This window comes from Pseudomonas sp. PARCl1 (genome assembly GCF_947311875.1).
Classification (GTDB): Bacteria; Pseudomonadota; Gammaproteobacteria; order Pseudomonadales; family Pseudomonadaceae; genus Aquipseudomonas; species Aquipseudomonas juntendi.
Genome location: NZ_CAMZMX010000010.1, coordinates 1 through 24,179, shown reverse-complemented (window position 1 = coordinate 24,179; position 24,179 = coordinate 1). Strand labels below are relative to the sequence as shown.

Sequence of the window (24,179 nt, the reverse complement as noted above, 5' to 3'; positions counted from 1 at the left end):
TTCGCGGCTTGAGCCGTTCCTGCAACCGCCACGCGGTACCCGCAGGACCGCTCCAGCCGCGAGCACCGGCAAGGCCAGGGCCAGTCTCCACCGCCTTCAGGGCAGCTGTACATAGCCGCTTTCCAAACCGATCGCTTCCACCCCCTCGGGCAAAGCCACCCCTGCCTTAACCAAAACCCGCCTCGCCGGCTGGCCGTCTTCGCCGCGCCATACGGCGTAATGTGCACTCGCATGATCCACCCGCGGCAGCAAGTTGAAACGCTGAAAGATAAACCGATCAGCTGATTGCGCATGACCGCACGGTGATCAGCACTGGTTGCTGTCACGTGTGTCATTTATCACGGCTCGGCCGCTGCACCGGCGGTCAAGCAGGCCGAGCAGGTTCAGCAAGGTGAGACTTCGTTATCGTCATTTTTATGACGCCAAAAAAACCTTACATCAACGTGTAAACACCGGCGCCGGTGCGACCGTTCGTACCTTTTCTGACGAAATCTGAAAAAATTTTCCGATGCTGGCATTAAAACATCTCGCAACAGTTTCGCCCTTGATACATCGGGGGCAAACCGGCGCGTGCTATCAAATTGAAATTGTCAGCAGCTTAATAAATATTTAGAAATCTTTCATCAAGACAAAACCCGTTCAGGAACTTCTCATATCAACTACCGCTCATAGAGCCGTAACGAATTTCCTGCCCACGGGTTGTGAGAGATGACTTACAGATGACAATGGCAAGGTATCCACTACCTGCCACAACATACAGACAGGCCGCCCGGCTAACGCCCAAGTGCCTGCCCTTACAGGAGACAAGCGTCCCGTACAACTCGTCCTAGTGGTTGATTTCAAAGGATTTATCCCACTTGAAAAACAAGCACAGCAAAGCGCCGAGTAGCGCCTTGCAATAACGACGGCTGCATGACAGGGCACGTTTTTACTACTTGGCTTTTAAATGCCTAATTTGAGTGCATAACTTTTCGTGCACTCCGGACTTATGTTGCCTGCGCTCGGTGAAGTGTGCATTCGCCATGAACCCGTGCGCCTGAAAACTGCTGTTAATCAACCCAGCCCGGCACTCCACGGAGGCGTCGGCGTGATAAACACATGAGGTGATAGCGATGCGTATTAGCATCTTTGGTTTGGGTTATGTGGGTGCAGTCTGTGCAGGCTGCCTGACGGCGCGTGGCCATGAAGTAATCGGTGTGGACGTGTCCAGCACCAAGATCGACCTGATCAACCAGGGCAAGTCGCCGATCGTCGAACCTGGCCTGGAAGCACTGTTGCAACAAGGCATCGCCAATGGTCGCCTGCGCGGCACCACCGACTTCGCCGAGGCCATTCGCGCCAGCGATGTATCGATGATCTGTGTGGGCACCCCCAGCAAGAAAAACGGTGACCTGGGCCTGGAATACATCGAGTCGGTGTGCCGGGAAATCGGCTATGTGCTGCGCGACACCACGCGCCGCCATACCATCGTGGTGCGCAGTACCGTGTTGCCAGGCACCGTCAAGAACGTGGTGATCCCGATCCTCGAAGATTGCTCGGGCAAAAAGGCCGGCGTTGACTTCGGCGTCGCGGTGAACCCGGAATTCCTGCGTGAAAGCACTGCAATCAAGGACTACGACCAGCCACCGATGACCGTCATCGGCGAACTGGACAGCGCCAGCGGCGACATCCTCCAGGCGCTGTACGAAGAACTCGACGCCCCGGTCATCCGCAAGCCGATCGAAGTGGCCGAGATGATCAAATACACCTGCAACGTGTGGCATGCCACCAAGGTCACCTTCGCGAACGAGATCGGCAACATCGCCAAGGCTGTCGGTGTGGATGGCCGTGAAGTGATGGACGTGGTCTGCCAGGACAAGGTGCTCAACCTGTCGCAGTACTACATGCGCCCCGGCTTTGCCTTCGGCGGCTCGTGCCTGCCGAAGGACGTGCGCGCCCTGACCTACCGTGCCGCCAGCCTGGACGTGCGTGCCCCGCTGCTCGACTCGCTGATGCGCAGTAACGAGTCGCAGGTGCAAAACGCCTTCGAACTGATCGAAGCCCACGACAAACGCAAGGTCGCCCTGCTTGGCCTGAGCTTCAAAGCCGGCACCGACGACCTGCGCGAAAGCCCACTGGTGGAGCTGGCCGAACGCCTGATCGGCAAGGGCTACCAACTGGATATCTACGACGAGAACGTCGAATACGCCCGCGTTCATGGAGCCAACAAAGACTACATCGAATCGAAGATCCCGCACGTATCGTCGCTGCTCAACGGTGACTTCCACAAGGTCATCGACAACGCCGACATCATCGTTCTGGGCAACCGTGACGAGCAGTTCCGTGCCCTTGCCCAGCAAGTACCGGCCGGCAAACAAGTAATCGACCTGGTCGGCTTCATGAGTGAACCGACCAGCGCAGCCAGCCGCACCGAAGGCATCTGCTGGTAAGCCCTGGGCCAGGCGGCGCAAGGTTCCCCACTTGCGCTGCCGCCCTTTCCCGAATTTTCCACGGATGCTGAACATGCAAAGGCTCCAGACAGTGCTGTTGCAGTGCGCCGGTTGGCTGCTCTACATGAGCCTGCTCATGCTGATCGCCCTGGCCCTGCCAGCCGATATCTTCGACTCGCAATCGAAGCACTTCATCTTCCTGGTCGGCGCCGTCGGCATCTGGCGCTACTCGATGGGCGCCACCCATTTCATCCGCGGCATGATCTTCCTCTACGGTGTGTACCCCTACCTGCGCCGCAAGGTGCAGAAAATGGGCAGCGCCGCCGACCCGTCGCACGTGTACCTGATGGTCACCAGCTTCCGCATCGAAGCATTGACCACCGCTCAGGTGTACAGCTCGGTGATCCGCGAGGCGATCAACTGCGGTTTCCCCACCACCGTGGTCTGCTCGCTGGTGGAAATGTCCGATGAATTGCTGGTGAAGAGCCTGTGGGCCAAGTACAACCCGCCGGCCCACGTGAAGCTGGACATCGTCCGTATCGCCGGTACTGGCAAGCGCGATGGCCTGGCCTACGGCTTCCGTGCCATCTCCCGCATGCTGCCGGACGAAAACGCCGTGGTGGCGGTGATCGACGGTGACACCGTGCTGGCCGATGGCGTGGTGCGCAAGACCGTACCGTGGTTCAAGCTGTACCCCAATGTCGGCGGCCTGACCACCAACGAGTTCTGCGAAGTACGTGGCGGCTACATCATGAGCGAATGGCACAAGCTGCGCTTCGCCCAGCGCCACATCAACATGTGCTCGATGGCCCTGTCCAAGCGCGTACTGACCATGACCGGGCGCATGTCGATGTTCCGCGCCAGCGTGGTCACCAACCCCGAGTTCATTGCCGACGTCGAAAGCGACTCGCTGATGCACTGGCGCCTGGGCCGCTTCAAGTTCCTGACCGGTGACGACAAGTCCAGCTGGTTCAGCCTGATGCGCCTGGGCTACGACACCTTCTACGTGCCGGACGCTGCCATCAACACGGTCGAGCACCCGCCGGAGAAAAGCTTCTTCAAGGCCAGCCGCAAGCTGATGTACCGCTGGTACGGCAACAACCTGCGGCAGAACTCCCGTGCGCTGGGCCTGGGCCTGCGGCGCCTGGGGCTGTTCACCAGCATCGTGCTGTTCGACCAGCGCGTATCGATGTGGACCAGCCTGCTGGGCCTGACCGTGGCGGTGATCGCCAGCCTCAAGTTCGGCCTGGCATACCTGCTGGTGTACCTGCTGTGGATCGGCATTACCCGCCTGATCCTCACCGTGATGCTGCTGTGCTCTGGCCACAACGTCGGCCCGGCCTACCCGCTGATCCTCTATTACAACCAGATCATCGGCGCGCTGATGAAGATCTACGTGTTCTTCCGCCTCGACAAACAGTCGTGGACGCGTCAGCCCACTGCCCTCAAGCGTGACCTCGCCAGCTTTCAACAATGGTTCAACACCTGGTCCTCGCGGACCATGACCTTCTCGGCGGCCAGCATCTTCGTTGCTGTGCTGTTCATGGTCGTGTGAGCCCAACCCGGATCGGATCTAACAGGAACAAACCCCATGAATACCGCCGTGAATGTCAACGTCGTGCATGAGTCCGAAGCCCAGCGCCAGCACGCCCGGGTACGCATCCCCGCCAAGCTGCGCTTCATCGACGCCCAGCGCCAGGCCCACGATGTGAAAGTCGACGACCTTTCCGCCGGAGGCTTGAGCTTCCACACCAAGCAGCAACTGGCGGTGGGCGATGCGTTGCGTGGGCGATTGATGTTCACGGTCGACAACCTCGGCCTGTCGATGGACATCGAATTCCAGGTGCGCTCCTACCACCCCGACAGCGGGCGTACCGGTGCGCAATTCCAGAACCTGGAGCCCCGCGACATCGCCACCCTGCGCCATATCATCACCTCGCACCTGTCGGGTGAACTGATCACTGCCGGCGACGTGCTCAGCACCCTGCAGCGCGACAACTTCACCAAGGCGCGCAAGCAGAAGGACGGCGGCAGTGGCCTGAGCCCCTTCGGCCGGCTCAAGGCCGTTACCGTCACCCTCGGTGTGTTCGTGGTCGGCATCGCCGCCTTCGGTTTCGTCGCCAAGTCGTTGTACGGCATGTACTTCATCAGCCATGCCGAAGCCGGTGTGGTCGCAGTACCCACCACCAATGTCACCATGCCGCGCGACGGCACCGTGAACAGCCTGGTGGAGAGCGGTGGGCAGGTGGCCAAGGGCGCGCCACTGGCCAGCTTCACCACCAGCATGCTGGACATGCTCAAGGGCAACCTCGACGACACGCAACTGGAACCGGCGAAGATCGAGGAACTGTTCGGCAAGCAACTCTCCGGCACCCTCACCAGCCCCTGCGATTGCGTGGTCGCCCGCCAGTTGGTGGACGACGGCCAGTACGCGGCCAAGGGCCAACCGATCTTCCAGCTGATTCCGCGTACCACCAACCCGATGGTCGAGGCGCGTTTCAGCTACCGCCAGTTCGATGAGGTCAAGCCAGGCACCCGGGTCAATTTCCAGGTCGCCGGCGAAGACGAAGTGCGTACCGGCCAGATCGTCAGTAGCGCCAGCCTCAACAGCGAAGACCTGGCCTCCGACATCCGTGTGCAGATCAAGCCCGATAGCGGCCTGCCTGCCGAGCTGGCCGGCCGCCCGGCGGCAGTCAACAGCGACCGTGGCCCGTCGCTGAACTGGCTGATCGACAAAGCCGCGGCCCGTGGGCTGTAAGAGGATCGGACGATGATCGCTGATACCAACACCTGCCCCCACAGGTTCCGTGTGAACCTGGGTCTGTGTGGCCTGGCCATGGCCATCACCTTGGCCGGCTGCGCCGGCCTGCCCGACCAGCGCCTGGCCAACGAAGCCCTGAAGCGCGGTGACACGGCATTGGCCGAACGCAACTACAAGGCCCTGGCCGACCTGGGCTACAGCGATGCGCAAGTGGGCCTGGCCGACATCAAGGTGGCCAGCCGCGACCCGGCGCAAATCAAGGAGGCCGAGGCCACCTACCGCGCTGCCGCTGCGTCCTCGTCGCGCGCCCAGGCCCGCCTTGGCCGCCTGCTGGTGGCCAAGCCCGACAGCACCCAGGCCGAGCGTGAAGAAGCCGAAACGCTGCTGAAACTCGCCGCCCGCCAGGGTGAAGGCAACACCCTGATCCCGCTGGCGATGCTGTACCTGAGCTACCCGCAAAGCTTCCCCAAGGTCAACGCGCAGCAGCAGATCGACCAGTGGCGCGCCACCGGCAACCCGGAAGCGGGCCTGGCCCAGGTGCTGCTGTATCGCACCCAGGGCAGCTACGACCAGCACCTGGACGACGTGGAGAAAATCTGCAAGGCCGCCCTGAGCGCCACCGACATGTGCTACGTCGAACTGGCCACCGTTTACCAGAAGCGCGGCCAGACCGACCAGCAGGCCGCCCTGCTCGGCCAGCTGCAGGCGGCCTACGCCCGTGGTGCCGTGCCAGCCAGCCGGGTCGACAGCGTGGCCCGGGTGCTGGCCGATCGCAGCCTTGGCCAGACCGATGAAAAAACTGCCAAGGACTTGCTCGAACAGGTGGCACCGGCCAACCCGGCGTCGTGGGTCAGCCTGGCGCAATTGCTGTACGAGTTCCCCGAACTGGGCGACACCGACCAGTTGCTGGCCTACATCGACAAGGGTCGCGAAGCCGAGCAGCCACGTGCCGAACTGCTGCTGGGCCGCCTGTACTACGAAGGCAAGACCGTACCGGCCGACGCCAAGAAAGCCGAACGCCACCTGCAGGCGGCCGCCGACGCTGGCGAAACCAGCGCCCATTACTACCTGGGCCAGCTGTACCGCCGTGGTTACCTGGGCAACGTCGAGCCGCAAAAGGCTGTCGACAACCTGCTGGCCGCCGCCCGCGGCGGGCAGATCAGCGCCGACTATGCCTTGGCCCAGTTGTTCAGCGAAGGTCATGGCATTCGCCCGCAACCAGGCAATGCCTGGGTGTTCGCCCAGCTGGCACAAGCCAACCCCACGCCGCAGGCGGCAGAAATGCTGCAACGGCTCGAGCCGCAGCTGACCCCGGACCAGCGCCACCAGGCCGAGCAACTGCTGGCTCAGGAAAAGCAGGCCCGCGGCAGCATGAGCCAAGGCGCCAACAGCACCCTGGCCACCGAAGCCCTGCAAGACGACGAACCAGAAGTAGACGGTGAGGACTCGCTATGACGCTCAATCCCTTCGTGAAAGCCGGCATCGGCCTGAGCTTCGCCCTGCTGTGGTCCTGCCCGACCCTGGCGGAAATGACCGCTGAGAAAAATTTCGGCCTGGACGTGAAAATCACCGGCCAATCGGAAGACGACCGTGACCTGGGTACCCGCCCCGGCGGCGACGTCAACGGCCTGGGCCTGGACCTGCGCCCATGGGTGTACGGCGAGCGCGGCAACTGGAGCGCCTACGCCATGGGCCAGGCGGTCGCAGCCACCGACACCATCGAAACCGACACCCTGCGCCAGAACGACGACGGCACCACCACCGACACCGGTGACGACAGCCGCAAGCCAGACAAAAGCTACCTGGCCATGCGCGAATTCTGGGTCGGCTACAGCGGCCTCACCGCCTACCCTGGCGAGCAACTGCGCCTGGGTCGCCAGCGCCTGCGCAGCGATGACGGCATGTGGCGCGACACCAACATCGAGGCGCTGAACTGGACCTTCGACACCACCTTGCTCAAGGCCGACCTGGGCGTGGCCCAGCGCTTCAGCGAATACCGCACCGACCTCACCGAGCTGGCGCCCGAGGACAAGGACCGTACGCACGTCTACGGCAACATCGCCACGCAATGGACGCCCGGCCACTGGGTTGGCCTGCGCGCCCACCACACCCATGACAGCGGCAGCCTGAACCAACCCGGGGAAACCGTCGATGCACTGGACAAGACCCGCACCGGCGACCTCACCTGGCTGGGCCTCGAGGCCAACAGCGACGCCTACAACTGGCGCAATGACCACACCGTCAACTATTGGGGCAGCGTCACCTGGCTGACCGGCGACCGCGACAAGCTCACCACCCAACAGGTGGGTGACGATCAGGTGGCCACCGGCAAGCAGAGCGGCAACGTCAATGCCTGGGCCACCGACCTGGGTATCCGCCTGCGCCTCGACCCGCAATGGCAGGTGGGTGCAGCCTACGCCCGCGGCAGCGGCGGCGGCGGTGACGATGGTTCGAACAACTTCGAGCAGACCGGGCTGGAAAGCAACCGCTCCAACTTCACCGGCACCCGCTCGCGGGTACACCGCTTCGGTGAGGCCTTCCGCGGCGAGCTGGGCAACCTGCAGGCGGCCACGCTGTTCGCATCGTGGCAACTGCGCGACGACTATGACGCCAGCCTGATCTACCACAAGTTCTGGCGCGTCGATGGCAACCAGAACATCGGCTCCAGCGGCATCAACGCCGTGGTCGACGACAACGGTGTGAACCGCCAACTGGTCGACGGTGAAAAAGACCTTGGCCAGGAGATGGACGTGGTCGTGACCAAGTACTTCAAGCAAGGCCTGCTGCCCGCGTCCATGAGCCAGGCCATCGACGAGCCGTCTGCCCTGGTGCGCCTGCGCGCGGGTGTATTCAAGCCGGGCGACGCCTATGGCAAGGAAGCGGACTCGTACATGCACCGCGCCTTCGTCGACGTGATCTGGCGCTTCTGAGGCCGGGAGAAACCTGATGAACCTTCACCCGCACCTACGTCACAGCCTGTTGGCCAGCGCCTTGTTGCTGGCCTCGGGCCTGGCCGTCGCCGCAGAGCCCAAGGTCATTGCCAAGGAGCTGCAGCAGGCCAAGACCTACACCGTGGCCAGCGCGCCGATCGAGCCCCTGCACATGGACCCGCCCAAGCTGCCCGACCTGAACGGCTACACCGCCCAGGCCGTGCAGAAGAAGATCGACCGCAGCCACAAGGGCAAGGTCAGCCTGCGCCGCATGTTCCAGGAGGACACCCTCAAGGAATTTGTCGGCGGCGACAACAAGGCGGCCGAGTGGGTCCAGCGCCAGCACGGTATTCCGCAGGCGATCTTCATCGATGACGGCCATGTCGACCTCGTCGAGCTGAGCAAGCAGGTGCCGCGACAGTACCTGCGCGAAGTCGAGCCCGGCGTGTACCTGGCGCGCCTGCCGATCGTGGTCGGCCGCAAGGGCATCCTCGAGATCGATGGCAAGGTCAAGCAATTGCGCCTGTCCCAGGAGGGCGGCGCGTTCCTGGTCAACGACGGCAAGCTGTTCGTCACCGACACCCAGGTGACTGGCTGGCGGGAAAAAGACAACGGCCCGGCGACCTTCCGCTCGCCCAAGGAGTTCCGCCCGTTCCTGCTGTCGTGGGGCGGTACCGAGACCTATATCGTCAATACCAGGATGGCCAGTTTCGGCTATGCCAAGTCCAAGTCGTACGGCGTGAGCATTTCGCAGTACACCCCGAACATGGCCAAGCGCATGGGCCGCCCGGAACCCACCGGCTGGATCATCGGTTCGCAGTTCAGCGACATGTGGTACGGCTTCTACTGCTACGAAACCCAGGACTTCGTGGTCAAGGACAATACCTACAACGACAACATCGTCTATGGCATCGACCCGCACGACCGCTCGCACCGCCTGATCATCGCCGGCAACACGGTCTACGGCACCAAGAAGAAGCACGGCATCATCATTTCGCGTGAGGTCAACGACAGCTGGATCATCAACAACAAGAGCTACGACAACAAGCTCTCCGGCGTGGTGATCGACCGTAACAGCGTCAACAACCTGGTGGCCTACAACGAGATCTACCGCAACCACACCGACGGCATCACCCTGTACGAAAGCGGCGACAACCTGATCTGGGGCAACAAGCTGATCAACAACCGCCGCCACGGCATACGCGTACGTAACAGCGTGAACATTCGCCTGTACGAGAACGTGGCCATGGCCAACGGCCTGGTCGGCGTGTACGGCCACATCAAGGACTTGTCCGACACCGACCGCGACATCGCCCTCGACCCGTTCGACACCAAGGTGTCGCTGATCGTGGTGGGCGGCGAACTGGCGGCTAACGGCTCAGGCCCGCTGTCGATCGACTCGCCGCTGTCGGTCGAGCTGTACAAGGTATCCATGCTCGCCCCGCGCAAGGCCAGCGGCATCAGCCTCAACGGCGTGCTGGGCGAGCGCCAGGACGAAATCCTCGACCTGCTGGTCCGCCAGCAGAAGGCTGTGCTGATCGACCCGGTCGAGCGCCAGACCGAAATGATCGATTAAGGAAGCCCAGACCATGACTCCACACCTGATGAAACTGCTGGGCCTGTCCGCTGCCCTTCTGGCAATCAGCCAAGGCGTGCGCGCCGATGAAGTCAAGGCCCCGACCTTCACGGCCGAACCCTGCTGCCAGCTGTGCCCCGAAGCGCACGATGCCAGCCGCTACACCACCCGCTACCAGCAGAACTTCACCACCCTGGTGCAAGCCAAGGGCGACTGGCTGTTCCGCACACGCGAAGACTTGCGCACCGAGTTCAGCACCACGCCGGCCGGCTACAAGCGCCTGCAACAAGTGCACGACGCGTTCAAGAAGCGTGGCGTGGAGCTGGTGATGGTGTACCAGCCCACCCGTGGCCTGGTGAACCGCAACATGCTCAACCCGGCCGAGAAAGCTGCGTTCAACTACCAGAAGGCACTGGGCAACTACCAGGCCATGCTCAAGCGCTTCGCCAGCATGGGCTACAACGTGCCCGACCTGTCGCCGCTGACCAACGAGCAACTGGCCGCCGCCGACCAGGGCAAGGACTTCTACTTTCGCGGTGACCAGCACTGGACACCGTACGGTGCCCAGCGCGCCGCCAGGATCGTCGCCGACACCGTGCACAAGATGCCGGCTTTCGAGGGCATCCCGCGCAAGGAATTCGAAACCAAGAAATCTGGCCGCATGGGCAAAACGGGCACCCTGCACAACGTAGCCGGCCAACTGTGTGGCACCAGCTATGCGATCCAGTACATGGACCAGTTCGCCACCGAGCCGAAAGGCTCCAGCGGCGGCGGCGACGACCTGTTCGGCGACAGCGGCAACGCACAGATCACCTTGGTCGGCACCAGCCACAGCGGCAAGAACTACAACTTCTCCGGTTTCCTCGAGCAGTACATCGGCGCCGATGTGCTCAACGTCGCCTTCCCCGGCGGTGGCCTGGAAGGCTCGATGATCCAGTACCTGGGCAGCGAGGAATTCCGCAAGAACCCGCCCAAGATCCTGATCTGGGAGTTCTCGCCGCTATACCGCCTGGACCAGGAAACCATCTGGCGGCAAATCCTTGGCCTGCTCGACGATGGCTGCAATGACCGCCCGGCGCTGATGAGCGCCAGCACCACGCTCAAGCCCGGCAACAACGAGCTGATGGTCAACGGCAAGGGCGGCGTGGTGAAACAGCTGATCAACCGCAACCTGCAGATGGATGTCAGGTTCGACGACCCATCGGTGAAGGTGCTGCAAGCCACCCTGTGGTACCTCAACGGCCGCCACGAAGACATCAAGCTGGAAAAACCGGAAACCTCCGACACCGACGGCCGCTTTGTCTTCCAGATGCGTGAGGACGAGGACTGGGCCGACCAGAGCCTGCTGGCGTTCGAGGTGCAAGGCCCGGAAAGCGGCACCCAAAAAGTCGAAGCCAAACTCTGCAAACGCAACAACTTCGCCGTGGCTGCGCAAACCGCGCAAGCCGGCCAGTGAGGCGACCATGACCGTATTCAAGCAAATCTTTCGCCCTGCCCTGCTCGCCATGGCGCTGTTCGGCAGCGCCGCGCATGCTGCGCTGGTGCCACCCCAAGGCTATTACGAGGGCATCGAGAAACCCAAAACGGGCGACGGCAATTTCCGCTGCGAGCCGGCACCAAAACCCTACACCGGTCCGCTGCAATTCCGCAGTAAGTACGAAGGCTCCGACAAGGCCCGTGCCACGCTCAATGTCGCCTCGGAAAAGGCCTTTCGCAAGTCGACCGAAGACATCACCACGCTGGAAAAGGGCGTGAGCAAGATGGTCGGCCAATACATGCGTGATGGCCGCCCGGCGCAACTCGACTGCACCTTGGCTTGGCTGGGGACCTGGGCGCGGGCCAATGCGCTGCTGTCCACCGACTACAACCACACCGGCAAGTCGATGCGCAAATGGGCCCTGGGCAGCATGAGCGGCTCGTGGCTGCGCCTGAAGTTCTCCACTGCCCAGCCGCTGGCCGCGCACCAGGCCGAAGCCGAGCTGATCGAGAAATGGCTGGACCGCCTGGCCGAGCAGACCGTGCAGGACTGGAGCAACCTGCCGCTGGAGAAGATCAACAACCACAGCTACTGGGCCGCCTGGTCGGTGATGGCCACCGCCGTGGCCACCGACCGCCGCGACCTGTTCGACTGGGCGGTGAAGGAATTCAAGGTGGGTGCCAACCAGGTCGACGAGCAAGGTTTCCTGCCCAACGAGGTCAAGCGCAAGCAACGTGCCCTGGCCTATCACAACTACGCCCTGCCGCCGCTGGCGATGATTGCCAGCTTCGCCCAGGCCAATGGCGTGGACCTGCGCAGCGAAAACAACTTTGCCCTGCAGCGCTTGGGCGAAGGTGTGCTCTACGGCGCCCGCGACCCCCGTCACTTCGCCGAACGAGCCGGTGAGAAGCAGGACATGAAAGACCTCAAGGTCGACAACAAGTACGCCTGGCTCGAGCCTTGGTGCGCGCTGTACCACTGCGTCGGCGACACGCTGGAGCGCAAGCACGGGATGCAGCCGTTCAACAGCTTCCGGCTGGGCGGCGATGTGACCCGGGTCTATGACCCGAGCGCAGCAAGCAAGAAGTGAACTGACTCCCATTGTGGGGTCGGTACCTGTGGGAGCGGGCCTGCCCGCTCCCACAGGGATCTAAGTTGCCCTCCAGCTTTTTGCTGGGGGGTTTGGGGGGCGCTGTGCCCCGGATGCTGTGAACAATAAGGAGAACCGGGATGGTCTTCTCGTCCAACGTGTTCCTGTTCCTGTTCTTGCCGATATTCCTCGGCCTGTATTACTTGAGCGGGCAACGTTATCGCAACCTGCTGCTGCTGGTCGCCAGCTACATCTTCTATGCCTGGTGGCGGGTGGACTTCCTGGCGCTGTTCGCCGGGGTCACCCTGTGGAACTACTGGATCGGCCTGAAAGTGGGTGCCGCCGGCGTGCGCACCAAGCCGGCACAGCGCTGGCTGCTGCTGGGGGTCGGTGTTGACCTGGCCATTCTCGGCTACTTCAAGTACGCCAACTTCGGTGTCGACAGCCTGAATGCGATCATCACCTCGTTTGGCCTGGAGCCCTTCATCCTCACCCACGTGCTGCTGCCGATCGGTATCTCGTTCTACATCTTCGAGTCGATCAGCTACATCATCGACGTGTACCGCGGCGACACCCCGGCCACGCGCAACCTGATCGACTTCGCCACATTCGTGGCCATCTTCCCGCACCTGATCGCCGGCCCCGTGCTGCGTTTCAAGGACCTGGTCGACCAGTTCAACAACCGCACCCATACCCTGGACAAGTTCTCCGAAGGCTGCACCCGCTTCATGCAGGGTTTCATCAAGAAGGTGTTCATCGCCGACACCCTGGCAGTGGTCGCCGACCACTGCTTCGCCCTGCAGAACCCGACCACCGGGGATGCCTGGCTCGGCGCCCTGGCCTACACCGCGCAGTTGTACTTCGACTTCAGCGGCTACAGCGACATGGCCATCGGCCTGGGGCTGATGATGGGCTTCCGCTTCATGGAAAACTTCAAGCAGCCATACATCAGCCAGTCCATCACCGAGTTCTGGCGGCGCTGGCACATCAGCCTGTCGACCTGGCTGCGCGACTACCTGTACATCACCCTGGGCGGTAACCGCAAAGGCACCTTCAACACTTACCGCAACCTGTTCCTGACCATGCTGCTGGGCGGCCTGTGGCATGGCGCCAACTTCACCTACATCATCTGGGGCGCCTGGCACGGCATGTGGCTGGCGATCGAGCGGGCGCTGGGCATCGACACCAACCCGCAGCGTTTCAACCCGGTGAAATGGGCCTTCACCTTCCTGCTGGTGGTGGTCGGCTGGGTGATCTTCCGCGCCGAAAACCTGCACGTCGCCGCACGCATGTATGGCGCCATGTTCAGCTTCGGCGACTGGCAACTGTCGGAACTCAACCGTGCCCAGCTCACCGGCCTGCAGGTCGCCACCCTGGTGATCGCCTACCTCACCCTGGCGTTCTTCGGCCTGCGCGACTTCTACCGCAACGCCAAACCCACGCCCAAGGCCACCCCGGTGCAGGTCAACAGCGACGGTTCGCTGGGCCTGGACTGGACCCGGGTCATGACCCGCGCGCTGGTGTTGCTGCTGTTCGTGGCCTCGATCCTCAAGCTTTCGGCGCAGAGCTACTCGCCGTTCCTCTACTTCCAGTTCTGAGGTGGCTGACATGACCCGAACGTTACGCATTACCTATTCGCTGTCCTTCATCGGCCTGTTGGTGGGCATGGGCGTCTGGTCCACCGGTGGGCTGGAAAGTTTCCAGCGCACCGAACAGATGACCCTGCTCAACGGCAAACTGGCCAAGGCAGCCGAAACCCATTACGACGACCAGTTCCCGATCAAGCGCCTGGGCACCAACCTGTGGGCGGCGATGGACTTCAAGCTGTTCCACGAAGGCCGCCCTGGCGTGGTGCTGGGCCGCGACCAGTGGTTGTTCAGTGACGAAGAGTTCAAGCCCACCGCCGGTGCCGAACACCTGATGCAAGAGAACCTGGCGCTGATCCGCGGTGTACGCGACACCCTGCAGCAGCACGGCGTGCACCTGGTGCTGGCGATCGTCCCGGCCAAGGCGCGGGTGTATGCCGAATACATCGGCAAGCAACAACCGGCCAGCTTGCATGACGACCTGTACAACCAGTTTCACGCCCAGGCACGCCAGGCCAACGTATTTGCGCCCGAGCTGATGGGCCCACTGGCGCAGGCCAAGGCCCGCGGCCAGGTGTTTCTGCGTACCGACACCCACTGGACGCCGATGGGTGCCGAAGTGGCGGCGCAGGCGCTGGCTGACGCCGTGCGCCGGCAGAACCTGCTCGACGGCGCCCCGCAGGCCTTCATAACCGAAGCAGGCAGCACAGCCCCGTACAAAGGCGACCTGACCAACTTCCTGCCACTGGACCCTTTGTTCAGCAACCTGCTGCCCGCCCCGGACAGCCTGCAACAACGTACCACCCGGGCCGCCGAGGCCGAGGGTGACGGTGCTGACGCGCTGTTCGCCGACAGCCGCATACCGGTGGCACTGGTTGGCACCAGCTACAGCGCCAACCCGCACTGGAACTTCCTTGGCGCCCTGCAGCAGGCGCTGCGCAGCGACGTGGCCAATTACGCCGAGGACGGCCACGGCCCGTTGGTGCCCATGCTCAAGTACCTGCAAAGCGATGCCTTCAAGAACGCCGCGCCACAAGTGGTGGTGTGGGAATTCCCAGAACGATATCTGCCAATGAAGAACGACCTCAGCAGCTTCGACCCGCACTGGGTCGCGCAGCTGAAGTACGCCCGTAAATCCGAAGAAAACCTGGCCTTGTCGTCCACCCGGACGAACCACTGACTGAAGAGAGGAACACGCACATGACTACCAAGACTTCCATTGCCAAAGCCCTCACCCTGGCGGCCGGCCTGTCCCTTGCCTCCATGCAGGCCTTCGCCGGCGCCGACGCCGCCCTGTATGGCCCCAGCGCGCCGAAAGGCTCCACGTTCGTGCGGCTGTACAACGCCACCAGTGCACCGGCTGCCGCCAGTGTGGGCAACACCCAGATCAAGCAGGTTGGCGCCCAGGCCAGCAGCGATTTCAGCTTCCTGCCTGGCGGTGACTACACCGCCCAGGTCGGCGGCAAGAGCGTGCCGGTCAAGCTGGCCTCGGACAAGTACTACACCCTGGTCAACAGCAGCAGCGGCAACCCGAAGCTGATCGAAGAGCCGCCGTTCAAGAACAAGCAGAAAGCCCTGGTGCGCGTGCAGAACCTGAGCGACCAGCAGCTGACCCTGAAAACCGCCGACGGCAAGACCGAAGTGGTCAAGCAGGTGGCCGCCAACGGCCGTGGCGAGCGCGAGATCAACCCGGTCAAGGTGAACCTGGCGCTGTACCAAGGTGACAAGAAAGTGGGTGACGTGAAGCCAGTCGCCCTTGAGCGCGGCGAAGCCGCAGTGCTGTACGTAACGGGTTCCGGCAACGCCTTGTCGCCGGTGTGGGTAACTCGCCCCGTGGCTAGCAACTGATTCCCCTGCCTCTCAACGACTATTGGAGAAACATGATGATCCCGGTAATTCTTTCTGGTGGTAGCGGTTCGCGTCTGTGGCCTTTGTCGCGCAAGCAGTTCCCCAAGCAGTTCCTGGCCCTGACCGGTGAACATACGCTGTTCCAGCAAACCCTCTCGCGCCTAGCGTTCGAGGGCATGGACACGCCGATCGTGGTCTGCAACAAGGACCACAAGTTCATCGTGCAGGAGCAGCTGGCTGCCCTGAAGCTGGAAACCCAAGGCATCCTGATGGAGCCGTTTGGCCGCAATACGGCGCCCGCGGTGGCCATGGCCGCGATGAAACTGGTCAACGAAGGCCGCGACGAACTGATGCTGGTGCTGCCTGCCGACCATGTGATCGAGGACCAGAAGGCCCTGCAACGTGCCCTGGCCCTGGCCACCGTCGCGGCAGAGCGCGGCGAGATGGTGTTGTTCGGGGTACCGGCGACCAAGCCGGAAACCGGCTACGGCTACATCCGCTCCAGCCAGGATGCATTGCTACCCGAGGGCGTGGCGCGGGTCGCGCAGTTCGTCGAGAAGCCCGACGAGAAGCGCGCCACCGAGTTCGTCCAGGCCGGTGGTTACTTCTGGAACAGCGGCATGTTCCTGTTCCGCGCCAGCCGCTTCCTTGAGGAGCTGAAAAAGCACGATGGCGATATCTACGACACCTGTGTACTGGCCTTGGAGCGTAGCCAGGAAGACGGCGATGTGCTGAGCATCGACCCCGCCACTTTCGCCTGCTGCCCGGACGACTCCCTCGACTACGCGGTGATGGAAAAAACCCAGCGCGCCTGTGTCGTGCCGATGTCGGCCGGCTGGAGTGACGTGGGCTGCTGGTCGTCGTTGTGGGAGGTGCATGAGAAGGACGACAATGGCAACGTCACCAAGGGCGATGTGGTGGTGCAGGACAGCCGCAACTGCATGATCCACGGTAACGGCAAGCTGGTGTCGGTGATCGGCCTTGAGAACATCGTGGTGGTCGAGACCAAGGACGCCATGATGATCGCCCACAAGGACAAGGTTCAGGGCGTGAAGCAGATGGTCAAGACACTGGACGAACAGGGCCGTAGCGAAACCCAGAACCACCTGGAAGTGTATCGCCCATGGGGTTCTTACGACTCGGTGGACATGGGCGGCCGCTTCCAGGTCAAGCACATCACCGTCAAGCCAGGCGCCAGCCTGTCGCTGCAGATGCACCACCACCGCGCCGAACACTGGATCGTGGTGTCCGGCACTGCCGAGGTGACCTGCGACGAAAACGTGTTCCTGCTGACCGAGAACCAGTCGACCTACATCCCGATTGCGTCGGTGCACCGCCTGCGCAACCCGGGCAAGATCCCGCTGGAGATCATTGAGGTGCAGTCCGGGAGTTACCTGGGCGAAGATGATATCGAGCGCTTCGAAGATGTGTATGGGCGCACCTCTACGCCGGTCGAGCGTGGGGTTTCGGTGAAGACCATCGCGCAGTAAAGCGGCAAGCGGCAAGCGGCAAGCGGCAAGCGGCAAGCTACAAGAAACAGCGGGGCGGCGTCGAATCTAAAATTGTGGGTTCTCCACCGCCCTGCTTTTTCTAGTAGCTTGTAGCTTGCAGCTTGCAGCTTGCAGCTTGCAGCTTGCAGCTTGCAGCTTGCCACTCCAAGATGTGCCGAGACTCGAACGGAATCCGCACATCATGATCATCGGTGCCGTCCTTATCCTCACCTGGCTGGTGCTGCTGTTGCGCTACCCGGCCAAGGCCCTGCCCATTTCCCTGGCCGCCGTGTGCGGCCTGGGCCTGGTGGCCCTGTTCGTTGCCTGGCAGGACACCCGCGAAGCCTCGCAACTGGCCCGCCTGGACCTGCGCCTGCGCTACGCCCCAGACCAGTGCCCCGCCGACCGAACCCTGCAGGTGCACATGAACAACGGCAACCCGGTACCGCTCACCGAACTGCGTTGGCGCGTAGCCGCCTATGCACCGGGCGATACCGTGAACCTCGCCGAAAATACCTACAACGCGCCGCGCTACCGTGGCCCTGGCGAACTGCAGCCGGGGGCCGAGTGGATAGACTGCCTGCCCTTGCCGCCCCTGCGTTCCGGTTACCGAGCACAAACCCTGGAGTTTCGGGCCGAGCACCTGCAAGGTACATTTGCCAATTGATTCATTGACTGTACTGGCGACACACCTCTCACCTTGATCAAAGGCCCCCACCATGCCCACCGTCCTGATCACCGGTTGTTCCAGCGGCATTGGCCGCGCCCTGGCCGACGCCTTCCGCGATGCCGGCCACCACGTCTGGGCCACCGCCCGCAAGCCTGAAGATGTCGAACAACTGAGTGCCGCCGGCTACACCGCCCGGCAACTGGACGTGAACGACAGCGATGCCCTTGCCCGCCTGGCCGAGGAACTGGACAGCCTCGATATCCTGATCAACAACGCCGGCTACGGCGCCATGGGCCCGTTGCTCGATGGCGGCGTGGATGCGCTGCGCCAGCAGTTCGAAACCAATGTCTTCGCCGTGGTAGGCGTCACTCGCGCGCTGTTCCCGCTGCTGCGCCGCTCACGGGGCCTGGTGGTGAATATCGGCAGCGTATCCGGCGTACTGGTCACCCCGTTCGCCGGCGCCTACTGCGCCTCTAAGGCCGCCGTGCATGCCCTGAGCGATGCCCTGCGCCTTGAGCTGGCACCGTTTGGCGTGCAGGTGATGGAAGTGCAACCCGGGGCGATTGCCTCGCAGTTCGCCAGCAACGCCCAGCGCCAGGCCGAGCAGGTAGTGGGGGCGGATTCGGCGTGGTGGCCGTTGCGTGAACAGGTGCAGGCGCGGGCGCGGGCTTCGCAGGACAAGCCGACTTCGGCGGCGGTGTTTGCCAAGGGCGTGCTGGCGGCAGTGAGCAGGTCACCGGTACCGGCTGTGGTGCGCTTGGGCAATGGCAGTACGGCGTTGCCGTTGATGGCTCGGTTGCTGCCGCGGCGTTTGCTGGATTGGGCGTTGCGCAAGCGCTTTGGCCTGCTGCGACCGCTTTGATTCTTTGCTTGCCTGTACCGGCCTCTTCGCGGGCTTGCCCGCTCCCACAGGTATGGCACCCGCTTCGGAATCACACTACTCCTGTGGGAGCGGGCAAGCCCGCGAAGAGGCCGGTACAGGCAGTAGACAATCAGGCAATGGACCGCAGCACCCCGCCGTCCACCCGCAACGCCGCCCCGGTGGTAGCACTGGCCTGCAGCGATGCCAGGTACACCACCATGTTGGCCACCTCTTCCACTGTCGCCAGCCGCTTGATCAACGAACTGGGCCGGTGCTCGGCCAGGAAGCTGGTTTCCAGCTCAGCAGTCGTCACCCCCTGCTCCTCGGCCAGCTTGGCGAAGAAGTCACCCACGCCTTCAGAGCGCGTCGGCCCAGGCAGCACGGCATTCACCGTTACCCCCGTGCCCGCCAGGGTCTCGGCCAGCCCTCGTGACACCGCCAACAGCGCGGTCTTGGTCATGCCGTAGTGAACCATCTCGGTCGGGATCTGCAGCGCCGACTCACTGGACAGGAACACCACCCGCCCCCATTTGCGCTCGGCCATGCCTCGGGCATAGTGGCGCGACAGGCGCACCGCGCTAAGCACGTTGACGTCGAAGAAGCGCTGCCAGTCTTCGTCTTCGATCTCGAAGAACGGCTTGGGCTCGAAGATGCCCAGGTTGTTGACCAGGATGTCGGTATGCGGCACCTGGTCGAACAGCTTTTGCGCACCTTCCTGGGTGCCGAGGTCGGCAGCGATGCCGATGATGCGCGCTTGTGGCAAGCGTTCGCGCACGGCGTTAAGCGCTTCGTCGACGCGGGATTGGGTGCGGCCGTTGAGGACCACTTCGGCGCCGGCTTCGGCCAGACCTATGGCGATGGCCAGGCCAATGCCGGCGGTGGAACCGCTGACGATCGCGCGTTTGCCGTTCAGGGAAATGTGCATCTTTGCCTCCTCATCTGTCTGGGAAATCGCCGGGGCTGCTTTGCAGCCCTTCGCGGGCAAGCCCGCTCCTACAGGTATTGCGCTGTACCTGAGACCTGCGCTGTACTTGTGGGAGTTGGCTTGCCGGCGATGGGCTGCAAAGCTTTCTTCACCGGTTGCTGATCAAACGCCTGCCAGCCACCCCCCAAGGCCTTGTACAGCGCCACCAGCGCCTGCGACACCGCCGCCGAGCTGTCGATCCACTGTTCCTCGCTGGCCAGCAAGGCACTCTGCACCGTCAGCACGTTGAGAAAATCCACCGCCCCTTGCACGTACTGGCGCTGGGCGGTTTCCAAGGCGATGCGGTTCTGCCGCACGGCCTCGGCCAGGTGATCACGGCGCAACTGACTGGCGTTGTACAGGCGTAGCACATCGTCAATCTCATGCCAGGCCCCCAGCACCACCTTGCGATAATTAAGCGCCGCTTCCTGCTGCTGCGCCTCGCGCAACTCCAGGGTGCCCTTGAGTCGGCCGCCCTCGAAGATCGGCAATGAAAGCTGTGGCCCAAAGGCAAACCGGCGCGCGTCCCAGGCACCGAAATCGGACAACTGCATGGCCTGGAAGCCGACACTGCCAGACAGCCGGATGCTCGGGTAGAAGTCGGCCTTGGCCACGCCGATGCTGGCGGTGGCAGCGTGCAGGCGAGCCTCGGCCTGGCGGATGTCCGGCCGGCGCTCGGCCAGCTCGGACGGCAAGCCGATGGCGAACTTCTGCCGCGGCGCAGGCAGTTCGCCGCCCTGTAGCAACTGGGCCTGCAGGCTGCGCGGGGGGTCGGCGGCGAGCAGGCTGAGGGCGTTGATCAGGTCATCGCGCCGGGCTTCGAGGCTGGGCAGACGCGACTCGATGGACGCCACCTGGGCACTGGCCTGGGCTACGTCGAGGCGGGTAGCGACGCCTTCGGCCTGGCGGCTTTCCGAAAGCTTCAGACTGTGCTGGGCGACCTTGAGGTTCTCGCGAGTGACATCGATGGTGTGCTGCACCGCACGCAACTGGATGTAGTTGCCGGCAGTTTCCGACAGTAATGCCAACAGCACCCCGCGGCGGTCGTTCTCCGCCACTTCGACCGTGGCATCGGCCGCCTCGACCTGGCGCCGCACGCGGCCCCACAGGTCCAGCTCCCAACCCGCTACCAAGTCGCCCTGCCAGAGGTTGAAGGCTTGCTTGCCCGCCTTGCCAGACGGGTCGCTCAGGCCTTCGGCGCTGTTGCGGGCACGGCTGTAGCCGGCAGCAACATCCACCGCCGGCATTTCATCGGCGGCCACGGTGCTGCGCAAGGCCCGGCTTTGTACCAGCCGGGCACTGGCCATCTGCAAGTCGAGGTTGCGCTCGGCAACGCGCTGGATCAATGCGCTGAGCTGGGCATCGTGGAAACTTTCCCACCAGCGCAGCTCCAGCGGTTCGGCCTGCGGCTGGCTGGCCGCCGCCTCACCTTGCAGCGGCGCCCATTGTTGCGGTGCCTGGCTGTCGGGGCGCAGGAAGTCCGGGCCCATGCTGCAGCCAGCCATCAGGACGGCCAGCAGTAATGGGCTCACGCGTAATGCCGCTTTCATCGTGCGCTGACCTCTTTGCCGTTCAGCTTGTCGCCACGGGTATCGATGGTCGCTTCCACCGACATGCCCACGCGCAAGCGGGCGAGCAGCGGCTGGCCATCATCGAAAACGATCTTCACCGGAATGCGCTGCACCACCTTGGTGAAGTTGCCGGTGGCGTTGTCCGGCTTGACGGCGGCGAAGGTCACGCCGGTGGCCGGGGCGATACTCTCCACATGGCCTTGCAGCTTCTCGCCGGAGAAGGTGTCGACGCTGATGCTCACCGGCTGGCCCGGCTGCACGTGGGTCAGCTGGGTCTCCTGGAAGTTGCCGACCACATAGGCCTGTTGCAACGGCACCACCGACAGCAGGCGAGCGCCCGGGTTGACGTAGGCGCCGACCCGCAGCGCGCGCTCGCCGACCATGCCGTCCACCGGCGCGGTGATGCGTGTGTAGGACAGGTCAAGCTGGGCTTTTTCCAGGCCCGCTTCGGCGCGTTTGAGCTGGCCATCGGCACTGGCTACCTGGGCGGTAAGGATGTCCACTTGCTTGCGCGCCGCCACCAGCGCTGCTTGGGAATTGGCCAGCCGCGCGCGGGCCTGGTCGACCCTGCTGCGTGCCTGCTGGGCATTCTGCACGGTACCGGCGCCCTGCTCGGCCAGGCGGCTGTAGCGGTTGACCTCATGGTCGGCGAACGCCGCTTCGGCCTGGGCCGCTTTCACCGCAGCTTCGGCCTGGGCAATCAGCGCGGCCTGGCGTTCGAGGGTGGCGCGGGCATCGGCGCTTTGCGCCTTGGCCACCAGCAATTGCGCCTGCGCCGCATCCAGCGCGGCCTGGTAGTCACGGGCATCGATGATCGCCAATAGCTGGCCAGCCGTGACCTGCTGGTTGTCCTCTACCAGCACCTCTTTGATAAAGCCGGCTACCTTGGGCGCGACCACCGTGTAGTCGGCGATCACATAGGCGTCATTGGTGCTCTGGCGGTGGTCGCTGCCGAACAGCCAGGGGCCGACGATGCCAGCCAGGACAGCCACGGCGAGCACCGAGCCGATGAACAGGGTTTTGCGGTTGTTGGTCATATCAGCGGTTCTCGAATTCATCCAGGGTTCAGGCCACCGCGCGCGGCGGGTAGACCCGAGTGGGCACGAAAGGAATCAGGCAGATCAGGGCCACGGCGATGCAGGCCATAACCAGGTAAAGGTCGGCCGAGGTCAGCACCAGCGCCTGATCGTGGATGCGCCTGGCCAGGCCAGCGGCGTTATCGTCGACCAGCGGAGCGTTGCCCAGGCTGTCCACCAGGTGGTTGGAATGGAAGTGCCGGCGCAGGGTGCCAAGCGCATCCAGCAGGCCACCGGCGATCACCGCGGCCAGGCCCTTGACGGTGTTGAACCAGCTGGAGGCGAACGGGCCTTCCTGCGGGGTCATGCCGTTGGTGGACAGCATCAGCAACGGCAGCACCGCCATCGGCTGGCCGAACACCTGCAGCAGGTAGAACGGGTAGAAGTCGCCACGGATCCATTCGCTGGTCAGCAGGCTGCTGCCAACACAGGACACCGCCAGCATCGCCAGGCCGATGCCCAGCACCCAGCGGCAGTCCACCGCGCGGATGTTGCACAGCGCTGCGGTCAATGGCAGGGCGATCAACTGCAGCATCGCCACCAGCATCATCAGCGGGCTGGTCTGCGCCGGCCGGTAGCCCTGGATCTGCGCCAGGTAGGCCGACGGAATGCTGCCGACACCCGACAGCACGACCAGCACGCCGGCCAAGGTCACCAAGGCGAAACTCAGGTTGCGCCGCGACAGCATGCGCAACTGGAAGAACGGCAGCGGCTCGGACCATTCGTTGAACATGAACAGCACCAGCAACAGCAGCCCACCCCCGAGCAGCCAGCAGATCAGCGGCGAGTCGAACCAGCCCCAGCGGTCCCCCAGCGACAAGCCCAGGACGATACTGCTGATGGCCGGCAGGCCAAGCACCACGCCACGCCAGTCGAACTGCCTGAAACGCTCCAGGCGCAGCGGGTCCTGCGGCAGGCCCCAGCCCACACAACACATGGCCAGTGCCGACGGCAGAATGATCTGCCAGAATGCCCATTGCCAGCCCACGTATTCAGTCCACAACCCGGCCAGCGGGGTACCGAGGTTGGGGCCGAACGTGGCGGTCAGGGCGTAACAGGCCAGGCCGTACACTTTGATGCCCGGCGGTAGGAAACGCAGGGCCACGCTCATCAGCATCGGTGGCAAGGCGCCGGCGGCAAAGCCCTGCAGCACGCGCAGCAACATCAGGCTGTGCAGGTTGGGGGCGAACGGCTGCAGCAAGCCGAGCACGGCGAACAGGCCAATGGCGCTCAGGGTGAAGCGCCGCAGCGAGAAGGTGGTGGCCAGCCACGGCGCAAAGGCCATGGCCGAGACCGAAGCGGCGCTGTACACCGCCAGCAGCCAGGCACCTTCGTCGGCCCCGATGCCCATGGCGCCGCGGATATCGGCCAGGGAAATCTTGGTCACCGACTCGTTGAGGCCCGCACACAACACGGCCAGCAATACACCGAACAGTCCGACCACTACCTGCAGGCCGAACGCCGTCTGCGCAGGCGCAGCCGGCGCGGGGGCGGCGGCAGGTGCGGCAGGTGCGGCAGACAGGGCGGACAGGGAACTCATGCAACGACATCTCCAGCAACAAATTTGCGACTGGAGCAAGTCTAAGAAGGTGGAATGCTGACGAAAACTGACTTCTCGGTAGTTTTATGTTGCGTCAGGCGCAATCCACTTTTTTGCAGGTCTGGCCCAATCGCCGGCAAGCCAGCTCCCACAGGGATCGCCTTAGGGCTGACAGGTGTTTGCCACAAGGTATGGCAGCGCCTGTTAGAGCGAGCGCCGCCCGCGCGGCGCAATCGCGAGCTGCGCTCGCTCCTACGTTTGTTTCGGGCCAATTATTCCTGTGGGATTCGCGCGCGAACGCCTTGGTGC

At 63.4% G+C, this 24,179-nt stretch carries 17 protein-coding genes and 1 pseudogene; 14 read left to right on the top strand and 4 right to left on the bottom strand.

Annotated features, from left to right (window positions below):
- The first annotated feature begins 1,112 nt into the window (after window positions 1-1,112).
- From QME24_RS07880 to QME24_RS07815, 14 genes are all read left to right on the top strand, one after another.
- Window positions 1,113-2,429: a UDP-glucose/GDP-mannose dehydrogenase family protein gene (locus tag QME24_RS07880; protein ID WP_009684459.1), complete on the top strand. Its 1,317-nt coding sequence runs from the start codon at window positions 1,113-1,115 to the stop codon at window positions 2,427-2,429.
- Window positions 2,430-2,502: 73 nt separating this feature from the next.
- Window positions 2,503-3,984: a glycosyltransferase family 2 protein gene (locus QME24_RS07875; protein WP_009684460.1), complete on the top strand. Its 1,482-nt coding sequence runs from the start codon at window positions 2,503-2,505 to the stop codon at window positions 3,982-3,984.
- A gap of 36 nt (window positions 3,985-4,020) precedes the next feature.
- The gene (locus QME24_RS07870; protein ID WP_054905662.1) at window positions 4,021-5,187 is read left to right on the top strand and encodes a PilZ domain-containing protein; all 1,167 of its coding nucleotides are present in this window, start codon (window positions 4,021-4,023) and stop codon (window positions 5,185-5,187) included.
- A 12-nt stretch (window positions 5,188-5,199) separates the two neighbouring features.
- Entirely contained in the window at window positions 5,200-6,645 is a 1,446-nt protein-coding gene (gene algK, locus QME24_RS07865; RefSeq protein ID WP_054905663.1) for an alginate biosynthesis TPR repeat lipoprotein AlgK, read from the top strand.
- Entirely contained in the window at window positions 6,642-8,120 is a 1,479-nt protein-coding gene (locus QME24_RS07860; protein ID WP_054905664.1) for an alginate export family protein, read from the top strand. The genes algK and QME24_RS07860 overlap by 4 nt, the downstream gene beginning before the upstream one ends.
- 16 nt (window positions 8,121-8,136) lie before the next feature.
- Window positions 8,137-9,696 carry a mannuronan 5-epimerase AlgG gene (gene algG, locus QME24_RS07855; RefSeq protein WP_192440914.1) on the top strand — a complete coding sequence of 520 codons (1,560 nt, stop codon included), beginning with the start codon at window positions 8,137-8,139 and terminating at the stop codon, window positions 9,694-9,696.
- A 13-nt stretch (window positions 9,697-9,709) separates the two neighbouring features.
- Window positions 9,710-11,152: an alginate O-acetyltransferase gene (locus tag QME24_RS07850; RefSeq protein WP_192440916.1), complete on the top strand. Its 1,443-nt coding sequence runs from the start codon at window positions 9,710-9,712 to the stop codon at window positions 11,150-11,152.
- Window positions 11,153-11,159: 7 nt separating this feature from the next.
- Window positions 11,160-12,263, top strand: a complete 1,104-nt coding sequence (locus QME24_RS07845; RefSeq protein WP_054905667.1) for a mannuronate-specific alginate lyase — start codon at window positions 11,160-11,162, stop codon at window positions 12,261-12,263.
- Between the two features lie 140 nt (window positions 12,264-12,403).
- Window positions 12,404-13,861 carry an MBOAT family protein gene (locus QME24_RS07840; RefSeq protein ID WP_281690800.1) on the top strand — a complete coding sequence of 486 codons (1,458 nt, stop codon included), beginning with the start codon at window positions 12,404-12,406 and terminating at the stop codon, window positions 13,859-13,861.
- Between the two features lie 10 nt (window positions 13,862-13,871).
- A complete protein-coding gene (locus tag QME24_RS07835) occupies window positions 13,872-15,029 on the top strand; it encodes an alginate O-acetyltransferase (protein ID WP_192440918.1) in 1,158 nt (385 codons plus the stop codon).
- Between the two features lie 20 nt (window positions 15,030-15,049).
- A complete protein-coding gene (locus tag QME24_RS07830) occupies window positions 15,050-15,697 on the top strand; it encodes an alginate O-acetyltransferase AlgF (protein WP_029887405.1) in 648 nt (215 codons plus the stop codon).
- 35 nt (window positions 15,698-15,732) lie between these two features.
- On the top strand, window positions 15,733-17,187 hold the full coding sequence (locus QME24_RS07825) for a mannose-1-phosphate guanylyltransferase/mannose-6-phosphate isomerase (RefSeq protein ID WP_054905669.1): 1,455 nt from the start codon (window positions 15,733-15,735) through the stop codon (window positions 17,185-17,187).
- 202 nt (window positions 17,188-17,389) lie between these two features.
- The gene (locus tag QME24_RS07820) at window positions 17,390-17,854 is read left to right on the top strand and encodes a multidrug transporter (RefSeq protein ID WP_280091688.1); all 465 of its coding nucleotides are present in this window, start codon (window positions 17,390-17,392) and stop codon (window positions 17,852-17,854) included.
- A 52-nt stretch (window positions 17,855-17,906) separates the two neighbouring features.
- On the top strand, window positions 17,907-18,719 hold the full coding sequence (locus tag QME24_RS07815) for an SDR family oxidoreductase (protein ID WP_192440922.1): 813 nt from the start codon (window positions 17,907-17,909) through the stop codon (window positions 18,717-18,719).
- Between the two features lie 130 nt (window positions 18,720-18,849).
- Here the strand turns inward: QME24_RS07815 and QME24_RS07810 are convergent, their stop codons facing one another.
- The 4 genes and pseudogenes from QME24_RS07810 to QME24_RS07795 form a co-directional block, all read right to left on the bottom strand.
- Window positions 18,850-19,644 (bottom strand): SDR family oxidoreductase, encoded by a 795-nt coding sequence (locus QME24_RS07810; RefSeq protein ID WP_235768058.1) that lies wholly within the window; start codon window positions 19,642-19,644, stop codon window positions 18,850-18,852.
- Between the two features lie 152 nt (window positions 19,645-19,796).
- Window positions 19,797-21,233: pseudogene (locus tag QME24_RS07805) on the bottom strand (efflux transporter outer membrane subunit); the annotation flags it as partial.
- Entirely contained in the window at window positions 21,230-22,291 is a 1,062-nt protein-coding gene (locus QME24_RS07800) for an HlyD family secretion protein (RefSeq protein ID WP_280091689.1), read from the bottom strand. The pseudogene QME24_RS07805 and the gene QME24_RS07800, both read right to left, overlap by 4 nt.
- Before the next feature lie 28 nt (window positions 22,292-22,319).
- Complete coding sequence (locus tag QME24_RS07795; protein WP_082414707.1) at window positions 22,320-23,861, bottom strand: MFS transporter; 1,542 nt, start codon at window positions 23,859-23,861, stop codon at window positions 22,320-22,322.
- Between the last annotated feature and the right edge of the window lie 318 nt (window positions 23,862-24,179).

Excerpts from the sequence above, each read along its gene's own strand:
- QME24_RS07880 (WP_009684459.1), top strand. The coding sequence starts at position 1,113 with ATGCGTATTAGCATCTTTGGTTTGGGTTATGTGGGTGCAGTCTGTGCA.
- QME24_RS07875 (WP_009684460.1), top strand. The coding sequence starts at position 2,503 with ATGCAAAGGCTCCAGACAGTGCTGTTGCAGTGCGCCGGTTGGCTGCTC.
- QME24_RS07870 (WP_054905662.1), top strand. The coding sequence starts at position 4,021 with ATGAATACCGCCGTGAATGTCAACGTCGTGCATGAGTCCGAAGCCCAG.
- algK (WP_054905663.1), top strand. The coding sequence starts at position 5,200 with ATGATCGCTGATACCAACACCTGCCCCCACAGGTTCCGTGTGAACCTG.
- QME24_RS07860 (WP_054905664.1), top strand. The coding sequence starts at position 6,642 with ATGACGCTCAATCCCTTCGTGAAAGCCGGCATCGGCCTGAGCTTCGCC.
- algG (WP_192440914.1), top strand. The coding sequence starts at position 8,137 with ATGAACCTTCACCCGCACCTACGTCACAGCCTGTTGGCCAGCGCCTTG.
- QME24_RS07850 (WP_192440916.1), top strand. The coding sequence starts at position 9,710 with ATGACTCCACACCTGATGAAACTGCTGGGCCTGTCCGCTGCCCTTCTG.
- QME24_RS07845 (WP_054905667.1), top strand. The coding sequence starts at position 11,160 with ATGACCGTATTCAAGCAAATCTTTCGCCCTGCCCTGCTCGCCATGGCG.
- QME24_RS07840 (WP_281690800.1), top strand. The coding sequence starts at position 12,404 with ATGGTCTTCTCGTCCAACGTGTTCCTGTTCCTGTTCTTGCCGATATTC.
- QME24_RS07835 (WP_192440918.1), top strand. The coding sequence starts at position 13,872 with ATGACCCGAACGTTACGCATTACCTATTCGCTGTCCTTCATCGGCCTG.
- QME24_RS07830 (WP_029887405.1), top strand. The coding sequence starts at position 15,050 with ATGACTACCAAGACTTCCATTGCCAAAGCCCTCACCCTGGCGGCCGGC.
- QME24_RS07825 (WP_054905669.1), top strand. The coding sequence starts at position 15,733 with ATGATCCCGGTAATTCTTTCTGGTGGTAGCGGTTCGCGTCTGTGGCCT.
- QME24_RS07820 (WP_280091688.1), top strand. The coding sequence starts at position 17,390 with ATGATCATCGGTGCCGTCCTTATCCTCACCTGGCTGGTGCTGCTGTTG.
- QME24_RS07815 (WP_192440922.1), top strand. The coding sequence starts at position 17,907 with ATGCCCACCGTCCTGATCACCGGTTGTTCCAGCGGCATTGGCCGCGCC.
- QME24_RS07810 (WP_235768058.1), bottom strand. The coding sequence starts at position 19,644 with ATGCACATTTCCCTGAACGGCAAACGCGCGATCGTCAGCGGTTCCACC.
- QME24_RS07800 (WP_280091689.1), bottom strand. The coding sequence starts at position 22,291 with ATGACCAACAACCGCAAAACCCTGTTCATCGGCTCGGTGCTCGCCGTG.